Consider the following 21584-nt stretch of genomic DNA (forward strand, 5'->3'; position numbering starts at 1 on the left):
TCATTGCCAGCAAAAGAGGTTAGTGAAATGATCCAACATCACTGGCAAATTGAAAACAGCTTGCACTGGAGTTTGGATGTTGCATTCAGAGAAGATGATAGTCGAATTCGTAAAGGACATTCAGCTGAAAATATGTCTAGAATTAGGCAGATAGCACTTAATATTCTTAAGCAAGATAATACTTATAAAATTGGAATAAAAAATAAGAGACTCTCTGCTGGTTGGGATCATGAATATTTAATGAAGCTAATTTGTTCGGTGTAAATTTATATGCGATTGCCCTGCCCTAATAGATAGTTGCTTAAATAATAACTTTTAGAGAAATATAGGGCACAATATTGAAAACTATAATCGCTAGCTTATAGTATGCTAGATATTTAAAGTAAGCCAATAGCAGATTAGTTTCTTTCACACCAAATAGCTTGTTATGAAGTACAGTGATTTGTTCTTTCATCAAACAAATTGAAATAGTAGATAGTATTAATAAACTCACATTGAAAATAGTGCACCAACCAAAAAAGCTTGTCACTAATGCCACTTGTGTTGTATCCATTTGTATTCCATACCGTGTTTTATATGTAAACTACCCTCAAAAATATACTTTTTATTTTACACGATATGTTTCTGTCAGACACAGTAAGCATTCTGTGGCTGACAGAACGATAACGCTTATGACTGTATGATTTCTGGCCAGCGTTGAATGCTCTTTTTGCGTAATGATGAAGCCAAATCGCGTAATGGCTGTTCGATAGGACCAGGTATGTTATGTGGCGTATGGAAAGTAGACATTACGTGTTCATGGACCGTTTGTTCTTGTATATCATGGCACGATTTTTCTAAATCACTTCGCCTGGGCCATTCATTAAACTCCATATTGGGTGATTTTTTCAGGCAATAACGTAATGCTAATTTACACTCATCAAGTGTGCCAACACACTCCCATGGTTTAATGGTTGCTGTGGTTAGCTCGATCATGTACTTGCGAATAGTAGGAATTTTAAATAAATCCTGGCCAAATATGTTAATTAATGTTTGTTGTTCAAAAAAAGGATATAAGGCCATATAAGTGAAGGCACATTTGTGGCAATTATTGCACCATTTATTATTACCCATACCCATATTGCAGCTGAAAAATGCATCAAAATATTGTGGGAAATGGCTAAACATTTCTCCCAATCGAAAATCAGTAAAGGGTCTAGCAATGCTGAATAATTTTGCTTCTTGTAATACAGAATTTTGTATAAACGTATTAAAAAAGTTTTCAAATGTTGATGTTTTACCACTTTGGTGATTGACCTCAACCCCTTTGTAAATCAAGTTAGAGTCATCTGCAGAATGTTCAGCTCCTGTGACAAGATACTTGAATCCTGTTAAGTAACTAATTATCAGACTTGCCGCAGTGATAACTTGTAAGTAGGGTTCTGCGCCCCAAGGGTATACCGCATCTGTCTTTGCCTGTTCACTTAAACTAAAGTCAAAGGCATATTTTTCTGGATTGCCTGAACGGTCAATGACTCTTAAGCGAATTGTGTTAGGGTGTGCACTCAGCCAGGCAAAGGGAAGACCAATTCCCTTCAATAATTCAGCAGATACACAGGAATCTTTGCCGCCACCATTAAGCATTAATGCTTTCTCTTCAGCGTGAGCAAAGGGAACAGGGTGTAATGCTCGTTTTCCTGAAGACAAAACAGCAACAGGTCGAGATGGGTCAAGGCCTTGCAGGTATCTGAACTCCGCCAGTGCTGCCATCATGCGTTGTTCAAGTAGTGCGCATTCTTGATCATTCAGCTTGGCGCAATCGCAACGAATGGTTGCGAAATCACTCAAGATAAAGTGGCCTGCCGCAAAGGCTAAGCCAAGGTTAACAAATAGGGGATGATGATTTTCTCGATTTAAGTTTGATAATTGATGTATAGGTAAATCAAAGCGAACCCAGCTATTGTAGCGCTGGTTACCCACCCGGTAAGTGAAAATAATGTCAGGAAACTTTAACTCATAGTCTTCAAATATTAACGCTTTATCCCGAGGTAATGGGTCTTTGAAGAAATTACGAACTTTTTTTAAAGGCCTTTTTAAGGCAGATAACCGGGTGGTGGACATCTGCATAAATCCGTTCCTTTTTAAGCAGTGTAATATACCCTTCGTTTTGGGTATAGCAATAGGGTATTGAAAAACCTAACGTTAAACAAGGGGGGCTTTTCGTAAAAATAACCTTTGTAAATCAGTTGTAGGGTATAGCTAAGTGTAGTGTATAAATTAGAGAAATGGCTGGTCACTAAACTTATTTGGTGCTAAGTCACAGCCCTCCTTGGCGGCAACTTATTCAGTAGTGTTAACACGGTGTTGTACATTTTTTCGATGTACGTCCTTCGCTGCTCCAGATCTATCAAGATTTTGTTAGCAAAGGAATGCATACGTCAAATATCCACTTGCCTTCTGGGTGTTCCGATGCATTGTTATAATAACGTTCGTAGCAAGGTTGATCCCCACACTCATAGCCATTTTCGACAAGCCAAGCAAAGGCTTCATCCCATGCTTGCTCAAAGTTGTTACCACTCATTTCAAAGTGACAGACGGCAAAGGTACCCCCTTGAATGGTTTGTGTCGCAACAGGTCCCTCAAGTTTCATTTCAGCGGGAAGGGTAATACATGCATCAACACGACACTTTTCTGGCGGTGTGACTTCAGGATTATCCCAGTAGACACCTAATACTATGCCTGTGCTTAGAAGCCCTTTAGGTGCAGCCCACTGCATCAGTTCATTAAAAGCAGCTTCACAGGTAGTTTGACCATAAGGTCCAATTTTTCGAACATAAGCAACACGATATTCAGGCAACGTCTTTATTTCAGCTTTCACTTCGCTTCTCCTGTTTGTAGTGGGTAAATCACTTGGTGACGGTGGAGTAGCATACGTTGCTTTAAGAGATAGTACGTTTTCTGGATTGCTTGGTGTGTTTCCAATCTTGCGCTTATACTTTCGGTACTCAGAAGGGGATACTTTGAAATGTTGTCGAAACGCTTTTGAAAAATTCTGGGAACTGGAAAAGGCATATTGTAATGCGATAGTTGTGATACTGTCATTTGGCTTAGAACGTAGGTGATTAGCGGCTACTTCTAATCTAACTCGGCGAGTGAATTCGGCGATTGTTTCACCAACCACGGCTTTAAAGATTCGGTGAAAGTGAAACATTGAAAACGAAGCTTGTTGAGCAATTTCTTCTAAAGAAAGCTCTCTGTCCAAATTCTGACTGATATAGTTCATGGCAAGACAAACTCGCCTTTTATACTCAAGTGCGGTATGTTGAGTTATCGTTTTGTGTTCCATAGTAATGAGCACTGACTAATTAAGCATTTAGAAGGGTATAAACTATACCCTTATCGAAAGGTATAGTTTATATATGTAGTTCAATGGAGACAAAAAACGAGATGTTTACCTAATAAATGAGTATTTTACGCTGATTTTTTACACAGCCTCTGCAAGTTCATTCTTTTTGCGATAGCTTCGATAGTTGGATAGGGTTATTCCGCTGGCATATACTTCGCAAAGACTTCGGCTTCAGTCATGTTTTCAGTTTCATTCGCAAAAGTGTAGTAGTCGGGTTTTTTATCAATAAATATTTGGTGATCAAATGTAAAGCTGGTGGGTTTATCAAAAAACCCGGCAGGTATAATATAGTCTTCAGTATCTTTCAAGTGATAAAAAATGTGAGTACCACAGTGTTTACAAAATCCTCTTTCAGCCCATGCTGAAGAACTAAAAGCAGTTATGTTTTCTTTTCCCTCAAATGTTAGCTGTGAGCCGCATTCTACAGCTAACAGTGGTCCACCTGACCACTTTCTGCACATACCACAATGGCAGGCACCTACATGTGGTTTTACATTAGTCGCATGAATTTTAACGGCACCACATAAACACGTTCCCTCACAACTATCGGGTGTTGACATCACTTTCTCCTTATACACTTAGTACTATGAAACTGGTATTTATAATGATGAATATATCGAATAATTGTTTAGAAAATATTATATCCAATGATTAATAATTTCAGCAAGTTTTTCTGGTTGTTCAAGAGGGAGCATATGACCTGCTTTTTTAACTTCAAAAAATTGTCGATTCGTGTTTTTTGAGGTAATTGCTCTTAATGTAGAGCGATTCACTAAGTTATCTTCTTCACCTATACAAAATAGAATAGGTACATCAATTATACTGAATTGTTCTGACAAATCGTCACGTAATGTTGTATTACTAAGTTGGTTGATAAGCGTTGTTTTACCAAGGGATAAGTCCATTGCTGTTATTGTTTTAATGATATTTTGGTTATCTTGGTTTTCAGTGTGTAAATAAGTTTTTATTTTTGAAAGAGGAATACCTTGGTAGTCATGTTTATTTAACCAGTTCAGACTCTTTTTTCTGACCTCTATTTCACTTTCAGGAAGTGAGCCAGGTGAGTTGGCTATGATCATGAGCCTTCTCATTCTTTCAGAGTAGTTAGCCGCTAAAGCAGAGGCAATGTACCCCCCTAGGGAAAAGCCAACAAGGTTTACGTTTTCCTTGGGTAGCTTTTCAATGATTGTTTTTAACATATTATTCATATGCTTAGCTTCAGGAATAGGAATATGTATTGGTTGGTAATCATCTTTAAGTAGTGGCCAAACTCGAGACCATAATCGTTGATCGCACATTGTACCTGGAAGAAAAAAAATGGTTTTACTCATGCTCTATTTGTATTCCCTTTATACATCAATTTTAGGGTTTGTCTTAAAATGGTTTGTGGTGGGCATAGATTACTGCGAAGCATTATTCTGTAACAAGTATTTTTATATATTCCTGAACCTTGATAGGCGCATGTTTAAAACAGCTTGTTACACATGACTCCAATTTAAGGGGTAATGATGTTGAGAATCCGACAGGTAAAAGTACATGTAGTAATATAAATAATTTTGAAAAACGGTATACCCTTCACGAATGATTTCTAGGTTTTGTTATCTTCACTCCTCACCCCAGTCACCTATTAATATAGGCTCATGGGGCTTCGTCACTCGATGGCCGTACCTAAAGACTATTCGTATTGGGTATAGTGTTACTTACTTTGATGAATTTAATAATAGCTTGATGATTGTTGATAGGTAGAAAAGTTTGAGTAATGATAAAATCTAAGACGAATCTATGCTGTTATGTAGTTTTTTATAAGTATCAGGTAAGACAGCATCCCTGCTTTTATCGGCCTTTCTTGAGCAATTAGCGTATAGGGTTTACGGACATTTATAAATGTTCTATGGCGTCTAAAAGGCTTACTGTCAGGAAAGGATGTGACTATAAAGTCATGTAGTTGGGTGTAGCCCAGTCATTCCAGATTTGTAGTGATAAGTTTCCAGTTAGACAGAGGTTTTTTCAGCTTCTACTCAAATAAATTGACTTGTATCAATATGTTTACAGCTTTGTTAGACAAGGCGTGTATGGTTAATTACCTCAAAGAACTGCAACTTTCGCTAAAAAACTCTTATCTTAGTGGGAAAGCCTCTCGTAGGTATTGTTACTGTTTTGTAATAAATATGAGAGTCGTTAATAGCTTGATGTTATATAACAGTCAGAGGTGTTAGAAAGCAAGTTAACGTCCTGAATTTGAAATGAACTGTTATTTAAGCAAATAGATGATTAGTTAAAAAAATGTAGTCGTCATAAAATACCTCTTTTGAGGTAGAAAAAGAAAATATTGAAACATACTTAAAAACTTTAAATAAATAATAGCAATGAAAGTGGCTAAGGAGGGGGTGATGAATATGTCTGAAGAGAATAGTGTGATAAATCCTTTGGGTACTGATGGCTTTGAGTTTGTTGAGTATACCGCACCGGATCTTGCAGGTATTAATGCATTAAAAGATTTATTTAAACAGCTCGGTTTTGCCGAAATTGCTAAGCATAAATCAAAGCAGGTTTGGTTATATCGTCAAGGCGATATTAATTTTATTGTTAATGCTGAGCCTAATTCTCAAGCGGAGCAGTTTAGTCATTGCCATGGTCCTAGTGTGTGTGGAATGGCTTTTCGTGTTAAGGATGCAGCCCATGCGATAAACCATGCTGTTGCCAATGGTGCCAAGTTGTTTGCGGGCAGAGTAGGGCCTATGGAACTCAATATACCAGCTGTTTATGGTATTGGTGAAAGCACGCTTTATTTTGTGGATCGTTATGGTGAGCAGTCAATTTATGATGTTGATTTTGTTTTCTATGAGAACTGGGAAAGTACATTAAAAGATTGTGATATGGGGTTAACGGATATTGATCATCTAACTCATAATGTTAAGCGTGGCAATATGAAAGTATGGGCGGATTTTTACGAAAAAATTGGGAATTTTAAAGAAATTCGTTACTTTGATATTGAAGGTAAACTGACAGGGTTAGTCAGTAAAGCGATGACAGCGCCATGTGGAAAAATAAGAATTCCTATTAATGAATCTTCTGACGAAAAATCTCAAATTGAGGAGTTTATTCGAGAGTATAAAGGGGAAGGTATACAGCATATTGCACTTTATACCCAGGATATTTATACCACAGTGAGAAAACTACGTGATCACGGTGTTGAGTTTATGTTTACACCTGACACATATTACGAAAAAGTGAATGATCGTGTTAAAGGGCATGAAGAAAACATTAAAGATTTACGAGACCTGCGGATTTTAATTGATGGTGCTCCTGAAAAAGACGGAATTTTATTGCAAATATTTACCAATACCGTTATTGGTCCAGTGTTTTTTGAAATAATCCAACGTAAAGGTAATGAAGGTTTTGGTGAAGGTAATTTCAAAGCGTTATTTGAGTCTATAGAAGAAGATCAAATTCGTAGAGGAGTGCTGGCCGATGCGTAAGTGGATTAGTTATCCTCGCCAACAAGGTCAGGTTTCTCGTCAGGCACATGCAGACTTTCCTGAAGAGGGGATTTATGAGCGAGAGTTAGGACGAAGTGGTTTTTTTGGTCCAGCCTCACATATGCATCATCGCCATGCACCTACTGGTTGGAGCAACTGGGAGGGGCCCTTGCGCCCCCGAGCCTTTGATTGTAATAAATTGACGCAGTTACCAGTGTCTCCCTGGGAAACACCTGTCTTATTGCATAACGCTTATTGCCAATACCGTGTTTGGAAATGTGTACGACCCATGGAGCATCTAGTACGTAATGCCGATGGTGATGAATTATTATTCGTGCATGAAGGCAAAGGGCAGCTTTTTTGTGATTATGGACGACTTGAAGTGCAAGAAGGGGATTATGTGGTCATCCCTCGTGGGACGATGTGGCGTATAGAGCCTACACAACCACTGTTTTTACTCATGATAGAAGCGACTAATGATGCCTATACGTTGCCTGATAAAGGGCTTGTGGGTAATCACGCAATTTTTGATCCTGCTGTATTGGAAACACCAGCCATTGATGATCTTTTTCGACAACAGCAAACTGAAGACCCTTGGCAAGTTCACATCAAGCGTCGTGATCAGGTTTCTGTGGTGAGTTTTCCTTATAATCCTCTGGATGCGTTAGGTTGGCATGGAGATTTATCGGTTGTGAAACTAAATTGGCGGGATATACGCCCGTTAATGAGTCATCGTTATCACCTTCCCCCTTCTGCACATACTACATTTGTTGCACAGCGATTTGTTATTTGCACTTTTGTACCTCGCCCTATTGAAAGTGACCCTGGTGCTCTAAAAGTGCCTTTTTATCATAATAATGATGATTATGATGAGGTATTGTTTTATCACGCAGGGGAGTTTTTTAGCCGTGATGATATTGATAGTGGCATGGTTACTTTTCACCCCGCAGGGTTCGCACATGGTCCTCACCCCAAAGCCTATCAAGCAGGCCGAGAGTACAGTAAAAAGTTTACTAATGAGGTAGCCGTTATGCTGGATACTCGAGATGCTTTAGACATGGGGTCGGTGGTTTCTGATATTGAAAATCCAGAGTATGTGAATAGCTGGCAGCCCAAAAAATAATTAAAAAGGATGTTGGATTGTATGAAATTAGCTTCTCTTAATAATGGCCAGCGTGATGGTCAACTTATCGTCGTAAGCCGTGATTTACAATACTTTGTGGCTGTCCCTGAAATAGCTCCCACCTTGCAAGCTGCTTTGGATAATTGGGCAGCGATTTACCCAGCTTTAACTGAGGTGTATCAATCGCTTAATGCGCGCCAACTGCATAATCAGCAGGCTTTTAACAGCAAAGAAGTGCTTTCTCCATTACCGCGTGCTTACCAATGGGCAGATGGTAGTGCCTACGTAAATCATGTTGAGTTGGTAAGAAAAGCCCGAGGTGCTGAAATGCCTGAAAGTTTTTGGCATGACCCTTTGATGTATCAAGGTGGCTCAGATGCATTTTTACCACCAACAGCTGACATACCCGTTGCTGATGAAGCTTATGGCATTGACTTTGAAGCAGAGATTGCGGTGATAACTGATGATGTTGCTATGGGAGTAGCGCCAGAGCAAGCACAGCAGCATATTAAACTGCTTATGTTAGTGAATGATGTCTCGCTACGAAATTTAATTCCTGGAGAATTAGCTAAAGGGTTTGGCTTTTTTCAAAGTAAACCATCAAGCAGTTTTTCTCCTGTTGCAGTGACACCTGACGAACTTGGCGATGCATGGGATGGTTATAAACTGCATCTTAAATTGCATACCCACTTAAATAACAAGCTGTTTGGACAGCCTAATGCAGGGGTGGATATGACGTTTGATTTTCCTACCCTGGTAGCTCATGCCGCAAAAACAAGACCATTGATGGCAGGTTCCATCATAGGTTCTGGTACGGTATCGAATTATGATCGTTCTGCAGGGTCAAGCTGTATTGCTGAGCAGCGTATGTTGGAAATAATTCAACAGGAAACGGCAAAAACGTCTTTTATGAAGTTTGGCGATCGTGTTCAGATTGAAATGTTTTTAGAGGATGGGCAATCCATTTTTGGAGCCATTGATCAGCAGGTTGTTCAATATAATGTGAATTAATTAGCTGGGAGAAAGCATGAAACTATACAGTTATTGGCGTTCTTCTACGACCTATCGACTAAGAATAGCTCTAAACATAAAACAAGTTACTTATGACATTATACCTGTACATTTGGTAAAGGATGGGGGAGAGCAATTCTCCCCCTGGTATACAGAGCTGAATCCTCAGCAGCGGGTGCCTGTGTTAGATACAGGGGAAAGCTGCTTAATACAATCTATGGCGATTTTGGAGTGGCTTGATGAAACATATTCTGAACCGCCTTTACTGCCTGCAGATCACCTGTCACGAGCACAGGTAAGAGCAATGATGCAGTTGATTGGTTGTGACATCCACCCATTGAATAATATACGGGTATTGAAGTACTTAAGTGAGCAGCTTCAGGTTGATGATTCGGCTAAGCAAACCTGGTATCAACATTGGGTAATTGATGGGTTTAGAGCCTTTGAAACCTTATTAAAGCGGCACAGTGGGCAATACTGCTGGCATGATCAATTGACTTTGGCAGATGTAACGTTAATTCCTCAAGTGTACAACGCCAGGCGTTTTCAAGTGGAGCTTACTGAATTTCCAAATGTTACTAAAATATACAACCACTGTATGCAGCATGCCGCGTTTAAAAATGCCTCACCTGATGCTCAGCCCGATGCTATTTAGTGGTCCATGCGAAAAATAAGGTAACAACTTCTTCTCCATTTATCCTCTGCCGGTGTTGCTTTTATTTGACGTAGGCCCACTATGCCTGCAAAAAAGTGCCTTGACAGAGAAAAAATGGATTTGAAGAGTGTTACCCAATTTTACGCATGCACCACTAGGCCGACATTTGTCGGCCCTGCTAACTGCAAAGTCAGATAATACCTGATTTATCCTTGTTAGATTGTCTTGCATAGTCACAGAAATACATTGTGACTTCTTTGGCCCTTTGTTAGGTTGAACTTTCGTGCTTGTTGTGTGCACGTGTTTTGCATTCTCTGAGAAGAGTGTTGAAAAAATACGTACATGGAGATAAGACAATGGCAGTTAATCGACAGCGAAGTTTTTTAATCAGCGGGCTGGTTTCATTTACAATTGTCATCATTGCTTATGTTGTTGTGATGTTTTTTCCAGTGACCTCAGAAACGCGTAATCAACCGCTAACATCAAAAACACATCAATATGAAAAGACTTTTCTAGCAAGTAGTGAGCCTGAACTTATACAAGATGATGCTGAAGCTAAAGTACATCAGGTGAAGGCTGAATTACCTGAATACTTGCTAGATACCTCAGTTGATGGAGGTTTACCCGTTGATAGCCAGGGACAGCTTGTCGTCAGTCGTGAAATACGGGATTTATTTGACTACTTCCTTTCTGTGCAAGGAATTGAGCCATTCGATCAGAGTGTCAATCGATTAAAACAGTACATTCGTTTGCAGTTAAACTCACCTGCTGTAGAGCAAGCTTTAGCCCTGCTTGAACAGTACTTAGCTTATAAGAAGGCGTTAGTTGATCTTGAAAGTACGATTTCAGATCAGGGTGATTATCTTGGCGTAAAAGCACAGTCAACGTATGATGTGTCGAACTTGAATAATCGATTGACAGTACTCAATGAATTACGACATGAGCACTTTTCTGCAAGTGATACAGAAGCTTTTTTTGGTAGAGAAATTCGCTACGATCAGTATATGTTAGCGCGTATTATGATCATACAAAATGAGGAATTGTCCAAAGAACAACAGAAAGCAGCGCTAAGTGCCTTGAATGCTAGTCTTACTGAAGATGATAGGGCGTTATTTTTAGTGGCAGATCCCGTATCAAAAAAGGCAGAAATTCGTGCACTTGCTGCGTCAGAAGCTAGTACAAATCAAGCCTTAAGTGCGGAGTTTGGTAATGCAGCAGTTGAACGGCTCAGCCAGTTGGAGCAAATGAGACTGAACTGGCAACAGCGTGTAAGCCATTATCAGCAATCATTAAACCGTATTATGGAGAGTTCAATGGCCGTGGAAGATAAAGGCCAAGCAATTGAAACACTTCTTCAGCAGTCTTTTTCTGAAAATGAGCAACTGCGTGTAAAAGCACTGGTTACCCACCCTTAGTGATGCTCTCTTGATGAGATAGTTTAATCACGTATTATTATTTTTGTTTCTGCTCTAAGCTTCTGGCAGAGTTGCTTTTGTTTAACCTAGGTCTGTATCCGTACAAAAACACCTTGCCAGAAAACAAATGATTATGAAGGCTGTTATCCTGCTTCGCACATAGGTGGCTTGTAGGATAGGCTCCACAGATTATTTTTGGATACAAGTCGCTTGTAAGTCGACAGGCATTGTAGATTCTGCAATCATTTGACGCTCTTCAACGGTTAATGCTTCATGATTACAGTAACGCTCCCATAACTCACGCATAGGGTCTTGTGCTGGCTCAACCGTTTCTGTAGCTACTGGTGTTGCTTCTACAGGGGGTGTCGGAGGTGGTAACTCTTCGGTTTGGCCTGCGGTGGTAGACTGGTTACTATTACAGGCAACGAGCATAAGCATACTTACTGCAGCAACTAAATATTTCATACTAAGCTCCTAAAGACTAATGATTTAAAACTAAATCTATAATGATTGCTTACGCCTTCCTACAGTCGCATAACGAATACAGGTTATACCCTTCTTTGTGTATATGTTAAGTGGATTAAGGCATAGCGTTAAAGCACTGGAAAAAACCGTATAATGCCTTAACCTTTCTTCATTCGGCAATCGTCTTGTAATATTTTGTAGACACTCTCGCAATTATTTATGTGGACTGTGTTGGGTTAAATTGATAATTAGTGCCGCAGGAATTTATGGGAATGGAAGCTTGAAGTGAATGAGTATACCCAATACGAATGGTTTTTAGGTGCGGCCATTGAGTGACGAAGCCCCATGAGCCTATATTAATAGGTGATTGGGGGGGAGGAGTGAAGATAACACAACCTAGAAATCATTCGTGAAGGGTATAAGTAACTTGGTAGGACTTTCATGCAAATTAGTTTTATTTTAGTTGAACCCCAGCGTGCTGTGAATGTAGGAGCGTGTGCCCGAGCTTTAAAAACCATGGGGTTTAATGATCTGCGTATCGTTAACAGTCAACAGTATTTGGCGGATGAAGCGCAGTGGGTAGCACATGGGGCAACGGATATCCTGCAAAGTGCCCAACATTTTGTATCCCTTGAGTCAGCGCTTAAGGATATTGACTTAGCCATTGGAACATCAACTAAACAAAGGGCGGGTAAACGTTACGCTTATTCACCGAAGGCTCTATATGAGTCGTTATCAGAAAAAAGTCAGCTATTGTCTCGGGTTGCTATCGTTTTTGGTCGTGAAGATCATGGATTAGCGAATGAAATGCTTAACCTGTGTGATGTGCTATCAACTGTCCCACTAGCGGTAAGCTATCCCTCCTTAAATTTGGGGCAAGCTGTCATGTTATATGCCTATGAACTTGGCCCACTAAGTCAACCTGATCAGGCAAACAGTTTCTCTGATGACGTCGCAGAAGGTCAGTGGCGTGCTCTCCATGAAAAAGTAATATTTTTACTAGATCAGCTAAATATTCCTTGCTCGGCGAAAGAGTATCAGTGGGTACGTGAGCGACTGCCTGTTTGCTCCCGAAAGGATATTAACTTTCTACATACCCTGGTGACAGATGTGATTCGGAAGATAAATCAGTAGGTTATCAGTTTATGCAAGCGAAACAGAGCATCGCATTGCAGTGTTACTGTGTGTTAAGTGTGCTCTCTGATCCCTCATGTGAACCAAGCTGATATTTTGCAAATGGATACAAGAGTGTTGACACGGGTTAAAAAATGAAAGTTGTGTTGTAGTTATATTACTACTTTACTAAGCGACTAATTGTTCGAATTTTGGCAGAAAGCTATGAACGGTTTAACCCAGAAAAAGTTTGTTTATAACACTTCGCAGCAAGCTCAAGAAGCAGAGGTTGACATTAATTACGAGATACACCCTGAAGAGCCAGATAAGGCGGTGGTTATTAATGTAAATATCAACTCAAAAAGTGGTCATGTGCAAGAGACTGAAGTGCTGAGACGGGATGAGTTTTACAATTTTGCTCAAAGGGTAAAAAGTATTCTTCGCCGTCATGGTCTGTTTGGTGAGGGGTTAACAATTTCTGGCTGGAATAAAGCATTTTTAACTGGTCATGAATATCACGATATTTACAACAAAATAAAAGGTCAATTGAATTATACGACTCACTCAATTGATTTAAATCGTTTTTTTCGGGCAAAAAAGCAGTAATTTTTCTTATCACTTTTCCCTTTAACAATTATTCGTACTGATAAAATCGCTATGATCTTTTGGCCATAGCGATTTTAACTTCATTTATTTGGCCATTAATTGCTTTATATCGCTGATTAATTGATCAATCCGGGCTTTATCACTGTTCCAAGAGCATACAAAGCGAGCACCGCCAGCACCAATGAATGTATAAATTCGCCATCCTTGCTCACGTAACTTAACGATGACTTGTTCAGGAAGGACGACAAAAACAGCATTGGCTTCACAGGGCCTTAATAGACTTACTCCTGGTATTTCACAGAGTCGGTCAGCAAGATAGGTAGCGCACTGGTTGGCATGTTTTGCATTCTTCTCCCAGGCACCTGTCTTGAGCATTCCAAGCCAGGGGGCGGAAAGAAAACGCATTTTTGAGGCAAGTTGCCCAGCTTGTTTAATTCGGTAAGAAAAATCCTCCGCTAGCTGTTTGTCAAAAAAAACAATGGCTTCGCCAATAGCCATACCATTTTTAGTGCCTGAGAAACATAAAACATCAACGCCTTGTTTCCAGCTAAGTTCTGCAGGGGACTTTCCAAGAGATACACAGGCATTAGCAAAACGAGCACCATCCATATGAATTTTAAGTTGGTAACGATCTGCGACGTCCTTGATTGCCCGTAATTCGTCAATGGTATACACAGTGCCTTGTTCTGTGGCCTGGGTAATACTGATCACTTTGGGTTTGGGGTAGTGGATATCTGTTCGTTTACAGGCAAGCTCAGCAATAGATTCAGGACTTAGCTTACCTTCTGCGCCATCTCCTAACAAAAGTTTGGAGCCGTTAGAGAAAAATTCTGGGGCACCACATTCATCTGTTTCAACATGAGATGTTTGATGCGCAATGACGCTGTGATATGACTGGCAAAGAGAAGCAAGCGCAAGTGAGTTGGCTGCAGTACCATTAAATGCAAAGAACACATCACAGTCTGTTTCAAAAAGTCTGCGAAACTCATCGCAAGCCTTGCGGGTCCACTCGTCTTCACCATAAGCTTCTGCATCCCCTTCATTCGCCAAAAGCATATACTCAAGGGCTTCCGGGCATATACCAGAATAGTTATCACTGGCAAATTGGCCGGGTCTGGTCATTGAATTGACACCTCATAATCTGGAACCCACACACTACCTTGATACTTTACTAATCAGCAGTAACTCTGTTCTAACGGTAACTATATGGGTTGGTATTCATGTGTAGTGTCAAAAATAGGGCAGGTTAATAGCTGAAGGCAAGGTTTTTTTATTAAACAGTCGTTTAAACTTTTATGACGAAATAGTTTTGGTAGTGACAGTTTTATAGTGAGATTGCTTTGTAAGGGCTGGTATACCCTTCACGAATGATTTCTAGGTTTTGTTATCTTCTCTCCTCACCCCAATCACCTAGTAATATAGGCTCATGAGGCTTCGTCACTCGATGGCCGCACCTAAAAACCATTCGTATTGGGTATATAGTTTATCAAAACCCATGCTTTGACATGATTTCTTCCATGGTACCATCTTCTTTAATTTGCTTAAGCCCAGAGTTAAATAAGGCTAGTTTTTTTTGATAGTCCTTGGCTTTTTTTGAAAAAACAATATACAGCTCTTTTATTTCAAGGGCAGGATTCATAAACTCCAGTTCGAGCGAGTACCAAGGGTAGCGTGTAGCAATAATATATTGCGCGACATACTTATCAATAAATATAAGTTGCACTCGGTCTTTATAGAGACGTTTGAGATTAACATTATCGCTAATAGACTCTTCTTTTTTTAGGTAATCTGCATCATCAAATTCTTTTTTTAGGTAATCTGCATCATCAAATTCTTTTGTATTGATATACCCTCTTACTACACCGAATTTGTACTCCTTGAGATCTTGAAGGGCTTTACTGAGGTTTTTTTGTGGATCAGAGGAAAATTTAATATCTCGATCACGGCGTTTATAGAATCCTACAGGTCCCCCTGGGAATGGATCAGAAAAGATAAACTCTGTTTTCCTCTCTTTGTCATAGTACTCAGGAAATAGGCCATCAACATGACCATGTCGAGCAACATGCAAGGCACGAGCCCATGGAAAAAACAAAACATCCACATTAGCACCAGAACGTGCAAAGGCTTCTTTTACTACCTCATAAACATATCCTTTATCTGGCATATCCTGGCCAATATAGGGGGCCCAGTTTAAGGAGGATAAAACTATCGTTGGGCGCTCACTAGCAGAAGAATAGCTTACCCATAAAGAAATTAAGATTGCCAATAAATGTTTTATCCTAATGTTAGGATAGCTATTATGCTGTTTTCATGTGATGAAGCTACAGGAGCTTATAGAAACATGTAGGTGTGGTGGCAGCTAAATGCTTCTTGGTAATTGCTCTTGCATTGTTCTTCTGCATGATATCCATATCATTATGTATAAACATTCCCTTGAGTCTTGCTAGTCAAGAATGCTGATTAGGGTAAGCGCTATGAATAGCGCGCATATAACTGACTCGCTTTGAGTGTAATAGACACGATTCCTTGTTATCTGAGTATAATGTATGGGTTAAAATCCGTGTTTTAGCAAGATTTCTGCAACCATCCCATTACGTGTAATATGTTCAAGCCCCTTATTGAAGGCCTCTATGAGTGTTTCGTGATGTTTTGCTTTTCTGGAAAACGCAATATGTAGCTTTTTGATTTCAAGTGCAGGATTTATAAACTCAAGTTCTAATGACTACCAAGGGTATTTTTTAGTGATAATATATTGAGCAACATATTTATCGATAAAAATAATGTCTACTTGTTTTTTAAATAAGCGTTTGATGTTGAGGTCATCACTGGTTGTATATCGTTTTTTTAAGTAGGCAGCCTCATCAAAAGGTGCATAGTTTACATATCCCTCTACCACACCAAATGTTAGTTTTTTTAACGGTTCGATTGCTTGCGCAAAGTTTTTTCGGGGGTCGCTTGCAAAATGGAAGTTATTGTATGTAAGGCTATAGAAGCCTACAGGGCCTCCAGGGATAGGGCTGGAGAAAATGAAATCTTTCTCACGCTTTTTTGAGTAGTACGCTGGAAACATACCATCTGTGTGCCCTTTTCTTGCCAGTTCTATAGCCCTTTCCCAAGATAAAAAGATGATTTCAAGTGAGTAGTGGTTAACTTTTAAAGCTTCGTTAATCAGCTCATAGCTATAACCCATATTAGGTAAGGAGCGGCCAATATAGGGCTCCCAGTTAAGTGAAGTGAGGACAATTCGATCTTTTCCATGAGCATTAAATGACAAGGATATGCTCAAAGCATACCATATCCCTATAAATACCTTGCATAAGGATTGCATATTTCTTTAGTGCACATATGGTGGATATTTTGTACAAAGTCTAGACGATTTATGGGGACTCAAGATAATACGCTAGGAGGGAATATGAGTTATGCTGCGAGAATGTTGCTTTTTGTGTTGCTAGCCTTAAGTGTCACAGGTGGGGCTGGTATAGGGTTTTATCATTATTGGCTTGATCAATCTAAGTCAGCTGAAGCTGAGCCACTGAAAGATGTAATGGTTGAAGTTGAAAATGAAGATGTAAAACTCATAAGTGACGATGAGGTTAACACTGTAGTACCTGTTGTTGCTGGTGGTCAAAGTAATGACGGTGAAGAAGGTGTCACCTCAATTAACAGCCAAACCGAAAAAAAGCAACAGGTAAGAACTACCTACAAAAATGAAGAAACTGAGTCAGACCCACTGGTACCTAATAGCGATTCGCCACCAACGACTTCAGTAAGTTATGGCGATGACTCAACACGTATCATTGTTGAGGAGGGGGTGGAACTGGAAGGGCTTGACGTGAAAGCAGAATTACATAATAAAGTGATAAAAGATGATGAAGTTATTCACATGAAGCCTTAGGTTAGAGAATTGTATGTCACTTTTGCTGAGCACGTTTGAACTTAATGCCTGTTTAAATGATACCAATACCCGGGTTGTCGATTGCCGTTTTGCGCTGGATGACCCTGACTATGGTTTGGCTGCATATCAACAGAGCCACATTCCAGGTGCTGTTTTTCTTGACCTCAACAAAGACTTATCTGCTCCTGTGGTTCCAGGAGTAACAGGCCGACACCCTTTGCCTCATCCTAATCAGCTTGCGGCAAAGCTTGAAAGGCTTGGTATTAGTAGTCAGCACAAAATTGTTATTTATGATGATGCTGATAGTGCTAAAGCCGCAAGACTATGGTGGCTGCTGCTGTGGTTAGGTAAGTCTAAAGATGTTTACCTTTTGGATGGGGGATACCAAGCCTGGATGAATGATGGGTTTGAATGTACATCTGTTCAGCCGGAATACCCTTCTGCTCAGTTTGACTTTGAGTGTAACAATGCCCTAAAAGTCGAGGTTGATGAGGTTCTTAGCAATATATCCTCTGAACAGATTTTAGTGCTTGATGCAAGATCGTATAGCCGTTTTACTGGAGAAGAAGAGCCTATTGATCCTGTGGCGGGTCATATCCCTGGAGCAGTGTGTTGCCCTTATACAGAAAACCTTGATCAGAGTGCAAAATTTAAATCTTTAGGTGAATTGTTAGAGCGTTTTCAGTATCTAGGAGTGAAGGAGGTCTCAAATTGTATTTGTTATTGTGGCTCTGGCGTCACAGCATGCCATAATATTTTTTCTATGCAGCTTGCTGGGTTACCGATGCCAAAGCTTTACGCTGGGTCATGGAGTGAGTGGATAACGAATCCTCAACGCCCTGTTAGTAAACAGGATGCAATGATCTCTGGTTAAAATTGGGTATTGGTTTGGAAAATATAGCCTTTGCAATATGTTATTATCTTTTACAAGTTAAATAGTTGTTGTTAGTAGTACTCAAGTAAATGGTTCTACTTTTAGCCTAAGCTACTGTTAATTGTAGGTTTTCGGGGTTTTGGTCTGATACTTGCGTAAATTAAAGTAGTAGAATGAGTTTCAGGTAACTAACGGACACTAAGCAAGAAACGGATTATGAAAACACACAACAGTAATGACTCTAAACATCATAGCTCACAAGCTTCCAGTGGTGAATGGCAACAACTTGCAAGCCGTCGTCGCTTGTTAAAAGCTTCAGCGGCAGCAGCGCCCTTACTACTTACTTTACGAAGTGGAGCTGCTTTAGCTGCCAGTAGTGCGACGTGCCAGGCAAAGTTAGCAAACACAGCAAACCAAGCTGAAACTGTTGTACGTCCTGGGTATGATATTGAGGATGTAAAATGGCTTCGTGCTGAAGCGGTCAAAATAACTGTTATGCACAATCCTGGTAAAGATGATAAGTCACTTAATTCTGGCCAGCAGGTTTACTATGTAGTGAAAAGTGAATATTACCAGGAACAGGCTGGTGGCTTGGTTAAAGTGGCGGATCAGCTTAAAGTACAAAAGCAGCTTGATAAGTGGCAAGAAAATGCTGCAAAAGGGAATGTAACTATACTACGTGAAAATGTCAGAGTACTGGTGTTTTATGATGATCAGTCAAAAGAACTGATGGTTGAGCGTAATCCAGGAGCTTCACCTGTAACAGAGTCTTGCTGGGTTTCTTTATACAATAATCCAGTAGAAAATATTGGCTAATGCGCTGTGAGTGAGACTAACGTGCTGGCTTGTGTGTGAAGTGTTCTAATACCAGCCAAGGATGCTGGCAAACAGTTTCTTCAGAATATCTCCATTGGGCACGGTGGGAATCAGAAACAGTGGTTTTTAATGAACTTACTGCTGAAACCCATCTACTCAATGATCTAACCCTTGCTATATTATTAATTCTATCTGAATCCCCTCTTAGTTGTTCAATGCTCTTATCACAGCTGTATCTAGAGTATCAGCTAGATCAAGACACTTTAACTGACTTACAGCTTTCACACCTTTTAAATGAACTTGATGAGCTTGGCCTTATAGAGTCTGTCAGCGTATGAGATTTTCTGACTTATCCTTATCTACAATTCACCACGCCCTACGAACAAAGGGCGTTGTTTATCAGTGTGGTCCTTTTACTATACAATTAAAAGCCAATATTCCCTCTTTAGCCGCTCAAATACATAACTTATTCGCTCATTACCCATTTATTAACAATGATGTGCTGATAAATTTTCGAGTCAACTTGGTTCGCCCTCATACTCATCGTTATTGGTGGCGCCCACAGGTGCAATTTAAAACAGCAGAGGGAGACCCGGGGATGGCTCCCTTTCCTTTGGATCATGCCTTACCAATGTTGGAATGGGGAACAAACTGGTGTATTGCTTCCCAAAGTCATTTCTATTTGATGTTGCACTCTGCAGTTGTGGAGTATTTGGGAAAAGGTGTTCTTTTACCCGCTTGGCCCGGTTCTGGAAAAAGTACACTATGTGCTGCTTTTGCTATGCGGGGGTGGCGAATGTTATCTGATGAGTTTGGATTAATTGATTTAGAAACAGGCTTAATTCAACCACTTCCCAAGCTCATACCTCTGAAAAATCAATCTATAGAGGTTATTCGTAATTTTGCCCCTGATGCAGTGATTGGCCCACTATTTACCAAAACACGCAAAGGGGATGTTGCACATTTTCGTCCGCCATTAGCCAGTGTTGCTCAAAGTGACATACAGGCAAAACCGAGACTTGTTATTTTTCCGAAATATCAGCCTGATACTCGTTTTAAGCTAATAGAAGTGACTAAAGCACAAGCATTACTTCGTTTAGCCAACAACGCTTTTAATTATCAAGTTGTGGGTAAAAAAGGCTTTCAGGCGGTTAAATCATTAATTGATCAGTCTAGTTGCTATGAGTTGTATTTTAATGATCTGGACACAGTGATTGAAAACCTTCAACAGCTCATTAAGTCACTCCCGTCTGAAGAATAAATATTATGTATACTTCTCACTCATCTGCACTTTCAAGTTTGATTCTCTCACTAAGTGACATTAGCTATGTATTGAGCTTAAAAAACGTTGAATTAGATGATTGGCTTCATTTAGCAAAACAGTCAGGGTTATTAGCAACTCTTGGCTATCGTCTAAAAGAAGCTGGATTGCTATCAGCAGTGCCAGAAAAAGCAAGAAGAACAATTCTTGGAGTTATGCATTTTTCTGACTATTTGAGTCAGATGGCTCAATGGGAAGTTAACCGGCTGCAGCGTACACTCAAAGATGTTAATGATATTGTGCTACTGAAAGGTGCTGCGTATATTGCCCAGAAAATTCCGGGCCTACAAGGACGATACCTATCAGATGTTGATATATTGGTACCTGAGGAACAAGTAAATCAAGTAGAGCACCATTTATTGCAAGCAGGTTGGGAAAGTCACAAGCCTGCTTCAGGATATGATGACTACTACTATCGTCAATGGATGCATGAAATACCGCCTCTTCGTCATCGTTTCCGAAGTGTTGATGTCGACTTACACCACCGGATTTTACCTCGAACCAGCCGTCTAAAACCTGATCCTGATCTATTATTGTCTGCCGCCCAACCATGTCTTAAAGCTGGAATAAAAGTATTGTCCGCTGAAGACCAGTTTTTACATAGTTGTATTCACCTGTTTTATGACTCTGAGTTAAAAAACAGATTACGTGATTTAGTTGATTTGGATGTTTTGTTCCGATTTTTTTCAAAGAAAGATGAAAACTTTAATCAAAAGCTACTCGAAAGAGCTCACCAGCTTGGGGTGCAAAGACCTCTTTATTATGGTCTTACTTTTACTAAAACTATTTTAAAAACCCCTATTCCTGACGAAGTTTTTCTATCTGTTCAACAATATAAACCGAATATCTTCATAAACTTTATAATGAGTAAATGGTTACCTTTGGCACTACTGCCTATTGAATGTAACTCTTACTTAAGTAGCATTAACCGTCAAATATCTATTTGGGGATTCTATATGCGATCCCATTGGTTACGGATGCCCCCTTTTTTACTAACGAAACATTTAATCACTAAAACATGGATGCGTTTAGGAGGGAATGTATACAAATAGTTTAGACGAACAACGATGCAAATATTGGGGTTTTCTTAAGTTGACATTAATCATTCCGCTTAGTACAGCATTAATTTTTTTATGGAAGAATAATTCCTTGAGATGTTATACCTAAAGCGTTTGAGTTTTAGGTGCAAATATTCTCGAAACCACCACCGAGTAGTGACTTTAACGCATAGGCGTGCTGATCGATTTTGCTAAAAAAATCAATCGCTGCTTTTCTAAATTCACAAACGGTTTTGTAGTATTTGTTGTAGAGCACTTGTTTTTTAAAATACTTCCAAACCCGTTCAATTAAATTCAGTTCAGGTGAATAAGGCGGTAAATAGACTAGCTTCAATCTTGGGCTTTTTTCTTCGAGTTGTTTCACTTCT

At 39.7% G+C, this 21584-nt stretch carries 24 protein-coding genes; 14 read left to right on the forward strand and 10 right to left on the reverse strand.

The genetic code is table 11. The features are described 5' to 3' along the window. On the forward strand, positions 1-264 hold a 264-nt coding region (locus F607_RS30150; protein ID WP_038291647.1), incomplete at its 5' end, for an ISAs1 family transposase. A gap of 37 nt (positions 265-301) precedes the next feature. Here F607_RS30150 and F607_RS0116535 read toward each other — a convergent pair. The 5 genes from F607_RS0116535 to F607_RS0116555 all read right to left on the reverse strand — a co-directional run bounded on the left by F607_RS0116535 (position 302) and on the right by F607_RS0116555 (position 4716). Beyond that, positions 302-553 carry a DUF6868 family protein gene (locus tag F607_RS0116535; RefSeq protein ID WP_038291651.1) on the reverse strand — a complete coding sequence of 84 codons (252 nt, stop codon included), beginning with the start codon at positions 551-553 and terminating at the stop codon, positions 302-304. A 116-nt stretch (positions 554-669) separates the two neighbouring features. After that, the gene (locus F607_RS0116540) at positions 670-2106 is read right to left on the reverse strand and encodes a MurL-like N-terminal domain-containing (protein WP_027708980.1); all 1437 of its coding nucleotides are present in this window, start codon (positions 2104-2106) and stop codon (positions 670-672) included. A 280-nt stretch (positions 2107-2386) separates the two neighbouring features. Further along, a complete protein-coding gene (locus F607_RS0116545) occupies positions 2387-3325 on the reverse strand; it encodes an AraC family transcriptional regulator (protein WP_027708981.1) in 939 nt (312 codons plus the stop codon). Between the two features lie 194 nt (positions 3326-3519). Continuing rightward, complete coding sequence (locus F607_RS0116550) at positions 3520-3945, reverse strand: GFA family protein (protein ID WP_027708982.1); 426 nt, start codon at positions 3943-3945, stop codon at positions 3520-3522. 78 nt (positions 3946-4023) lie between these two features. Then, a complete protein-coding gene (locus tag F607_RS0116555; protein WP_027708983.1) occupies positions 4024-4716 on the reverse strand; it encodes an alpha/beta fold hydrolase in 693 nt (230 codons plus the stop codon). 1059 nt (positions 4717-5775) lie between these two features. Between F607_RS0116555 and hppD the strand changes: the two genes are divergently transcribed. The 5 genes from hppD to F607_RS0116580 all read left to right on the forward strand — a co-directional run bounded on the left by hppD (position 5776) and on the right by F607_RS0116580 (position 11068). After that, on the forward strand, positions 5776-6864 hold the full coding sequence (gene hppD / locus F607_RS0116560; protein ID WP_211233658.1) for a 4-hydroxyphenylpyruvate dioxygenase: 1089 nt from the start codon (positions 5776-5778) through the stop codon (positions 6862-6864). Then, positions 6857-7987: a homogentisate 1,2-dioxygenase gene (locus F607_RS0116565; protein WP_027708985.1), complete on the forward strand. Its 1131-nt coding sequence runs from the start codon at positions 6857-6859 to the stop codon at positions 7985-7987. The genes hppD and F607_RS0116565 overlap by 8 nt, the downstream gene beginning before the upstream one ends. 21 nt (positions 7988-8008) lie before the next feature. Beyond that, entirely contained in the window at positions 8009-8998 is a 990-nt protein-coding gene (locus tag F607_RS0116570) for a fumarylacetoacetate hydrolase family protein (RefSeq protein WP_027708986.1), read from the forward strand. Positions 8999-9014: 16 nt separating this feature from the next. After that, the gene (gene maiA, locus F607_RS0116575) at positions 9015-9653 is read left to right on the forward strand and encodes a maleylacetoacetate isomerase (protein WP_027708987.1); all 639 of its coding nucleotides are present in this window, start codon (positions 9015-9017) and stop codon (positions 9651-9653) included. Positions 9654-10009: 356 nt separating this feature from the next. Then, complete coding sequence (locus F607_RS0116580) at positions 10010-11068, forward strand: lipase secretion chaperone (protein ID WP_027708988.1); 1059 nt, start codon at positions 10010-10012, stop codon at positions 11066-11068. 189 nt (positions 11069-11257) lie between these two features. Here the strand turns inward: F607_RS0116580 and F607_RS0116585 are convergent, their stop codons facing one another. Further along, positions 11258-11533 (reverse strand): hypothetical protein, encoded by a 276-nt coding sequence (locus F607_RS0116585; RefSeq protein WP_027708989.1) that lies wholly within the window; start codon positions 11531-11533, stop codon positions 11258-11260. Positions 11534-11974: 441 nt separating this feature from the next. On the opposite strand from F607_RS0116585, the gene F607_RS0116590 reads away from it, so the two are divergent. Together F607_RS0116590 and F607_RS0116595 are read left to right on the forward strand one after the other, a co-directional pair. Further along, on the forward strand, positions 11975-12667 hold the full coding sequence (locus F607_RS0116590; protein ID WP_027708990.1) for a tRNA/rRNA methyltransferase: 693 nt from the start codon (positions 11975-11977) through the stop codon (positions 12665-12667). A gap of 204 nt (positions 12668-12871) precedes the next feature. Then, on the forward strand, positions 12872-13252 hold the full coding sequence (locus F607_RS0116595) for a DUF5064 family protein (protein WP_027708991.1): 381 nt from the start codon (positions 12872-12874) through the stop codon (positions 13250-13252). 84 nt (positions 13253-13336) lie between these two features. Here F607_RS0116595 and F607_RS0116600 read toward each other — a convergent pair whose 3' ends face one another. The 3 genes from F607_RS0116600 to F607_RS0116610 form a co-directional block, all read right to left on the reverse strand. Next, positions 13337-14374 (reverse strand): threonine aldolase family protein, encoded by a 1038-nt coding sequence (locus F607_RS0116600; RefSeq protein WP_027708992.1) that lies wholly within the window; start codon positions 14372-14374, stop codon positions 13337-13339. Positions 14375-14738: 364 nt separating this feature from the next. Continuing rightward, a complete protein-coding gene (locus tag F607_RS30155) occupies positions 14739-15518 on the reverse strand; it encodes a substrate-binding periplasmic protein (RefSeq protein WP_230400424.1) in 780 nt (259 codons plus the stop codon). Between the two features lie 456 nt (positions 15519-15974). Next, on the reverse strand, positions 15975-16442 hold the full coding sequence (locus tag F607_RS0116610; RefSeq protein ID WP_169719814.1) for a substrate-binding periplasmic protein: 468 nt from the start codon (positions 16440-16442) through the stop codon (positions 15975-15977). Positions 16443-16664: 222 nt separating this feature from the next. On the opposite strand from F607_RS0116610, the gene F607_RS0116615 reads away from it, so the two are divergent. From F607_RS0116615 to F607_RS30160, 6 genes are all read left to right on the forward strand, one after another. After that, the gene (locus tag F607_RS0116615) at positions 16665-17147 is read left to right on the forward strand and encodes a hypothetical protein (protein ID WP_027708994.1); all 483 of its coding nucleotides are present in this window, start codon (positions 16665-16667) and stop codon (positions 17145-17147) included. A gap of 13 nt (positions 17148-17160) precedes the next feature. Then, positions 17161-18021: a sulfurtransferase gene (locus tag F607_RS0116620; protein WP_027708995.1), complete on the forward strand. Its 861-nt coding sequence runs from the start codon at positions 17161-17163 to the stop codon at positions 18019-18021. Positions 18022-18237: 216 nt separating this feature from the next. Then, positions 18238-18837, forward strand: coding sequence for a hypothetical protein (locus F607_RS0116625; protein ID WP_027708996.1), 600 nt, complete (start codon positions 18238-18240; stop codon positions 18835-18837). Positions 18838-18872: 35 nt separating this feature from the next. Then, a complete protein-coding gene (locus F607_RS0116630; RefSeq protein WP_027708997.1) occupies positions 18873-19175 on the forward strand; it encodes an HPr-rel-A system PqqD family peptide chaperone in 303 nt (100 codons plus the stop codon). Beyond that, complete coding sequence (locus F607_RS0116635) at positions 19172-20098, forward strand: HprK-related kinase A (protein WP_027708998.1); 927 nt, start codon at positions 19172-19174, stop codon at positions 20096-20098. Before F607_RS0116630 ends, F607_RS0116635 begins: the two co-directional genes overlap by 4 nt. Positions 20099-20103: 5 nt before the next feature. Continuing rightward, the gene (locus tag F607_RS30160; protein WP_051311569.1) at positions 20104-21210 is read left to right on the forward strand and encodes a nucleotidyltransferase domain-containing protein; all 1107 of its coding nucleotides are present in this window, start codon (positions 20104-20106) and stop codon (positions 21208-21210) included. Between the two features lie 127 nt (positions 21211-21337). Here F607_RS30160 and F607_RS36125 read toward each other — a convergent pair. After that, positions 21338-21584, reverse strand: a 247-nt coding sequence (locus F607_RS36125) for a transposase (RefSeq protein ID WP_211233659.1), incomplete at its 5' end; no start/stop codon positions are given.

The organism is Zooshikella ganghwensis DSM 15267 (assembly GCF_000428585.1).
Classification (GTDB): Bacteria; Pseudomonadota; Gammaproteobacteria; order Pseudomonadales; family Zooshikellaceae; genus Zooshikella; species Zooshikella ganghwensis.

Bases quoted from the DNA above. Each gene is read 5' to 3' on its own strand.
- F607_RS0116565 (WP_027708985.1), top strand. From the start codon at position 6,857: ATGCGTAAGTGGATTAGTTATCCTCGCCAACAAGGTCAGGTTTCTCGT.
- F607_RS0116620 (WP_027708995.1), top strand. From the start codon at position 17,161: ATGTCACTTTTGCTGAGCACGTTTGAACTTAATGCCTGTTTAAATGAT.
- F607_RS0116555 (WP_027708983.1), bottom strand. From the start codon at position 4,716: ATGAGTAAAACCATTTTTTTTCTTCCAGGTACAATGTGCGATCAACGA.
- F607_RS30160 (WP_051311569.1), top strand. From the start codon at position 20,104: ATGTATACTTCTCACTCATCTGCACTTTCAAGTTTGATTCTCTCACTA.
- F607_RS0116535 (WP_038291651.1), bottom strand. From the start codon at position 553: ATGGATACAACACAAGTGGCATTAGTGACAAGCTTTTTTGGTTGGTGC.
- F607_RS0116600 (WP_027708992.1), bottom strand. From the start codon at position 14,374: ATGACCAGACCCGGCCAATTTGCCAGTGATAACTATTCTGGTATATGC.
- F607_RS0116615 (WP_027708994.1), top strand. From the start codon at position 16,665: ATGAGTTATGCTGCGAGAATGTTGCTTTTTGTGTTGCTAGCCTTAAGT.
- F607_RS0116550 (WP_027708982.1), bottom strand. From the start codon at position 3,945: ATGTCAACACCCGATAGTTGTGAGGGAACGTGTTTATGTGGTGCCGTT.
- F607_RS0116585 (WP_027708989.1), bottom strand. From the start codon at position 11,533: ATGAAATATTTAGTTGCTGCAGTAAGTATGCTTATGCTCGTTGCCTGT.
- F607_RS0116570 (WP_027708986.1), top strand. From the start codon at position 8,009: ATGAAATTAGCTTCTCTTAATAATGGCCAGCGTGATGGTCAACTTATC.
- F607_RS0116635 (WP_027708998.1), top strand. From the start codon at position 19,172: ATGAGATTTTCTGACTTATCCTTATCTACAATTCACCACGCCCTACGA.
- F607_RS0116540 (WP_027708980.1), bottom strand. From the start codon at position 2,106: ATGCAGATGTCCACCACCCGGTTATCTGCCTTAAAAAGGCCTTTAAAA.
- maiA (WP_027708987.1), top strand. From the start codon at position 9,015: ATGAAACTATACAGTTATTGGCGTTCTTCTACGACCTATCGACTAAGA.
- F607_RS0116625 (WP_027708996.1), top strand. From the start codon at position 18,238: ATGAAAACACACAACAGTAATGACTCTAAACATCATAGCTCACAAGCT.
- F607_RS0116590 (WP_027708990.1), top strand. From the start codon at position 11,975: ATGCAAATTAGTTTTATTTTAGTTGAACCCCAGCGTGCTGTGAATGTA.
- F607_RS0116595 (WP_027708991.1), top strand. From the start codon at position 12,872: ATGAACGGTTTAACCCAGAAAAAGTTTGTTTATAACACTTCGCAGCAA.
- F607_RS0116580 (WP_027708988.1), top strand. From the start codon at position 10,010: ATGGCAGTTAATCGACAGCGAAGTTTTTTAATCAGCGGGCTGGTTTCA.
- F607_RS0116610 (WP_169719814.1), bottom strand. From the start codon at position 16,442: ATGGGTTATAGCTATGAGCTGATTAACGAAGCTTTAAAAGTTAACCAC.
- F607_RS0116545 (WP_027708981.1), bottom strand. From the start codon at position 3,325: ATGGAACACAAAACGATAACTCAACATACCGCACTTGAGTATAAAAGG.
- hppD (WP_211233658.1), top strand. From the start codon at position 5,776: ATGAATATGTCTGAAGAGAATAGTGTGATAAATCCTTTGGGTACTGAT.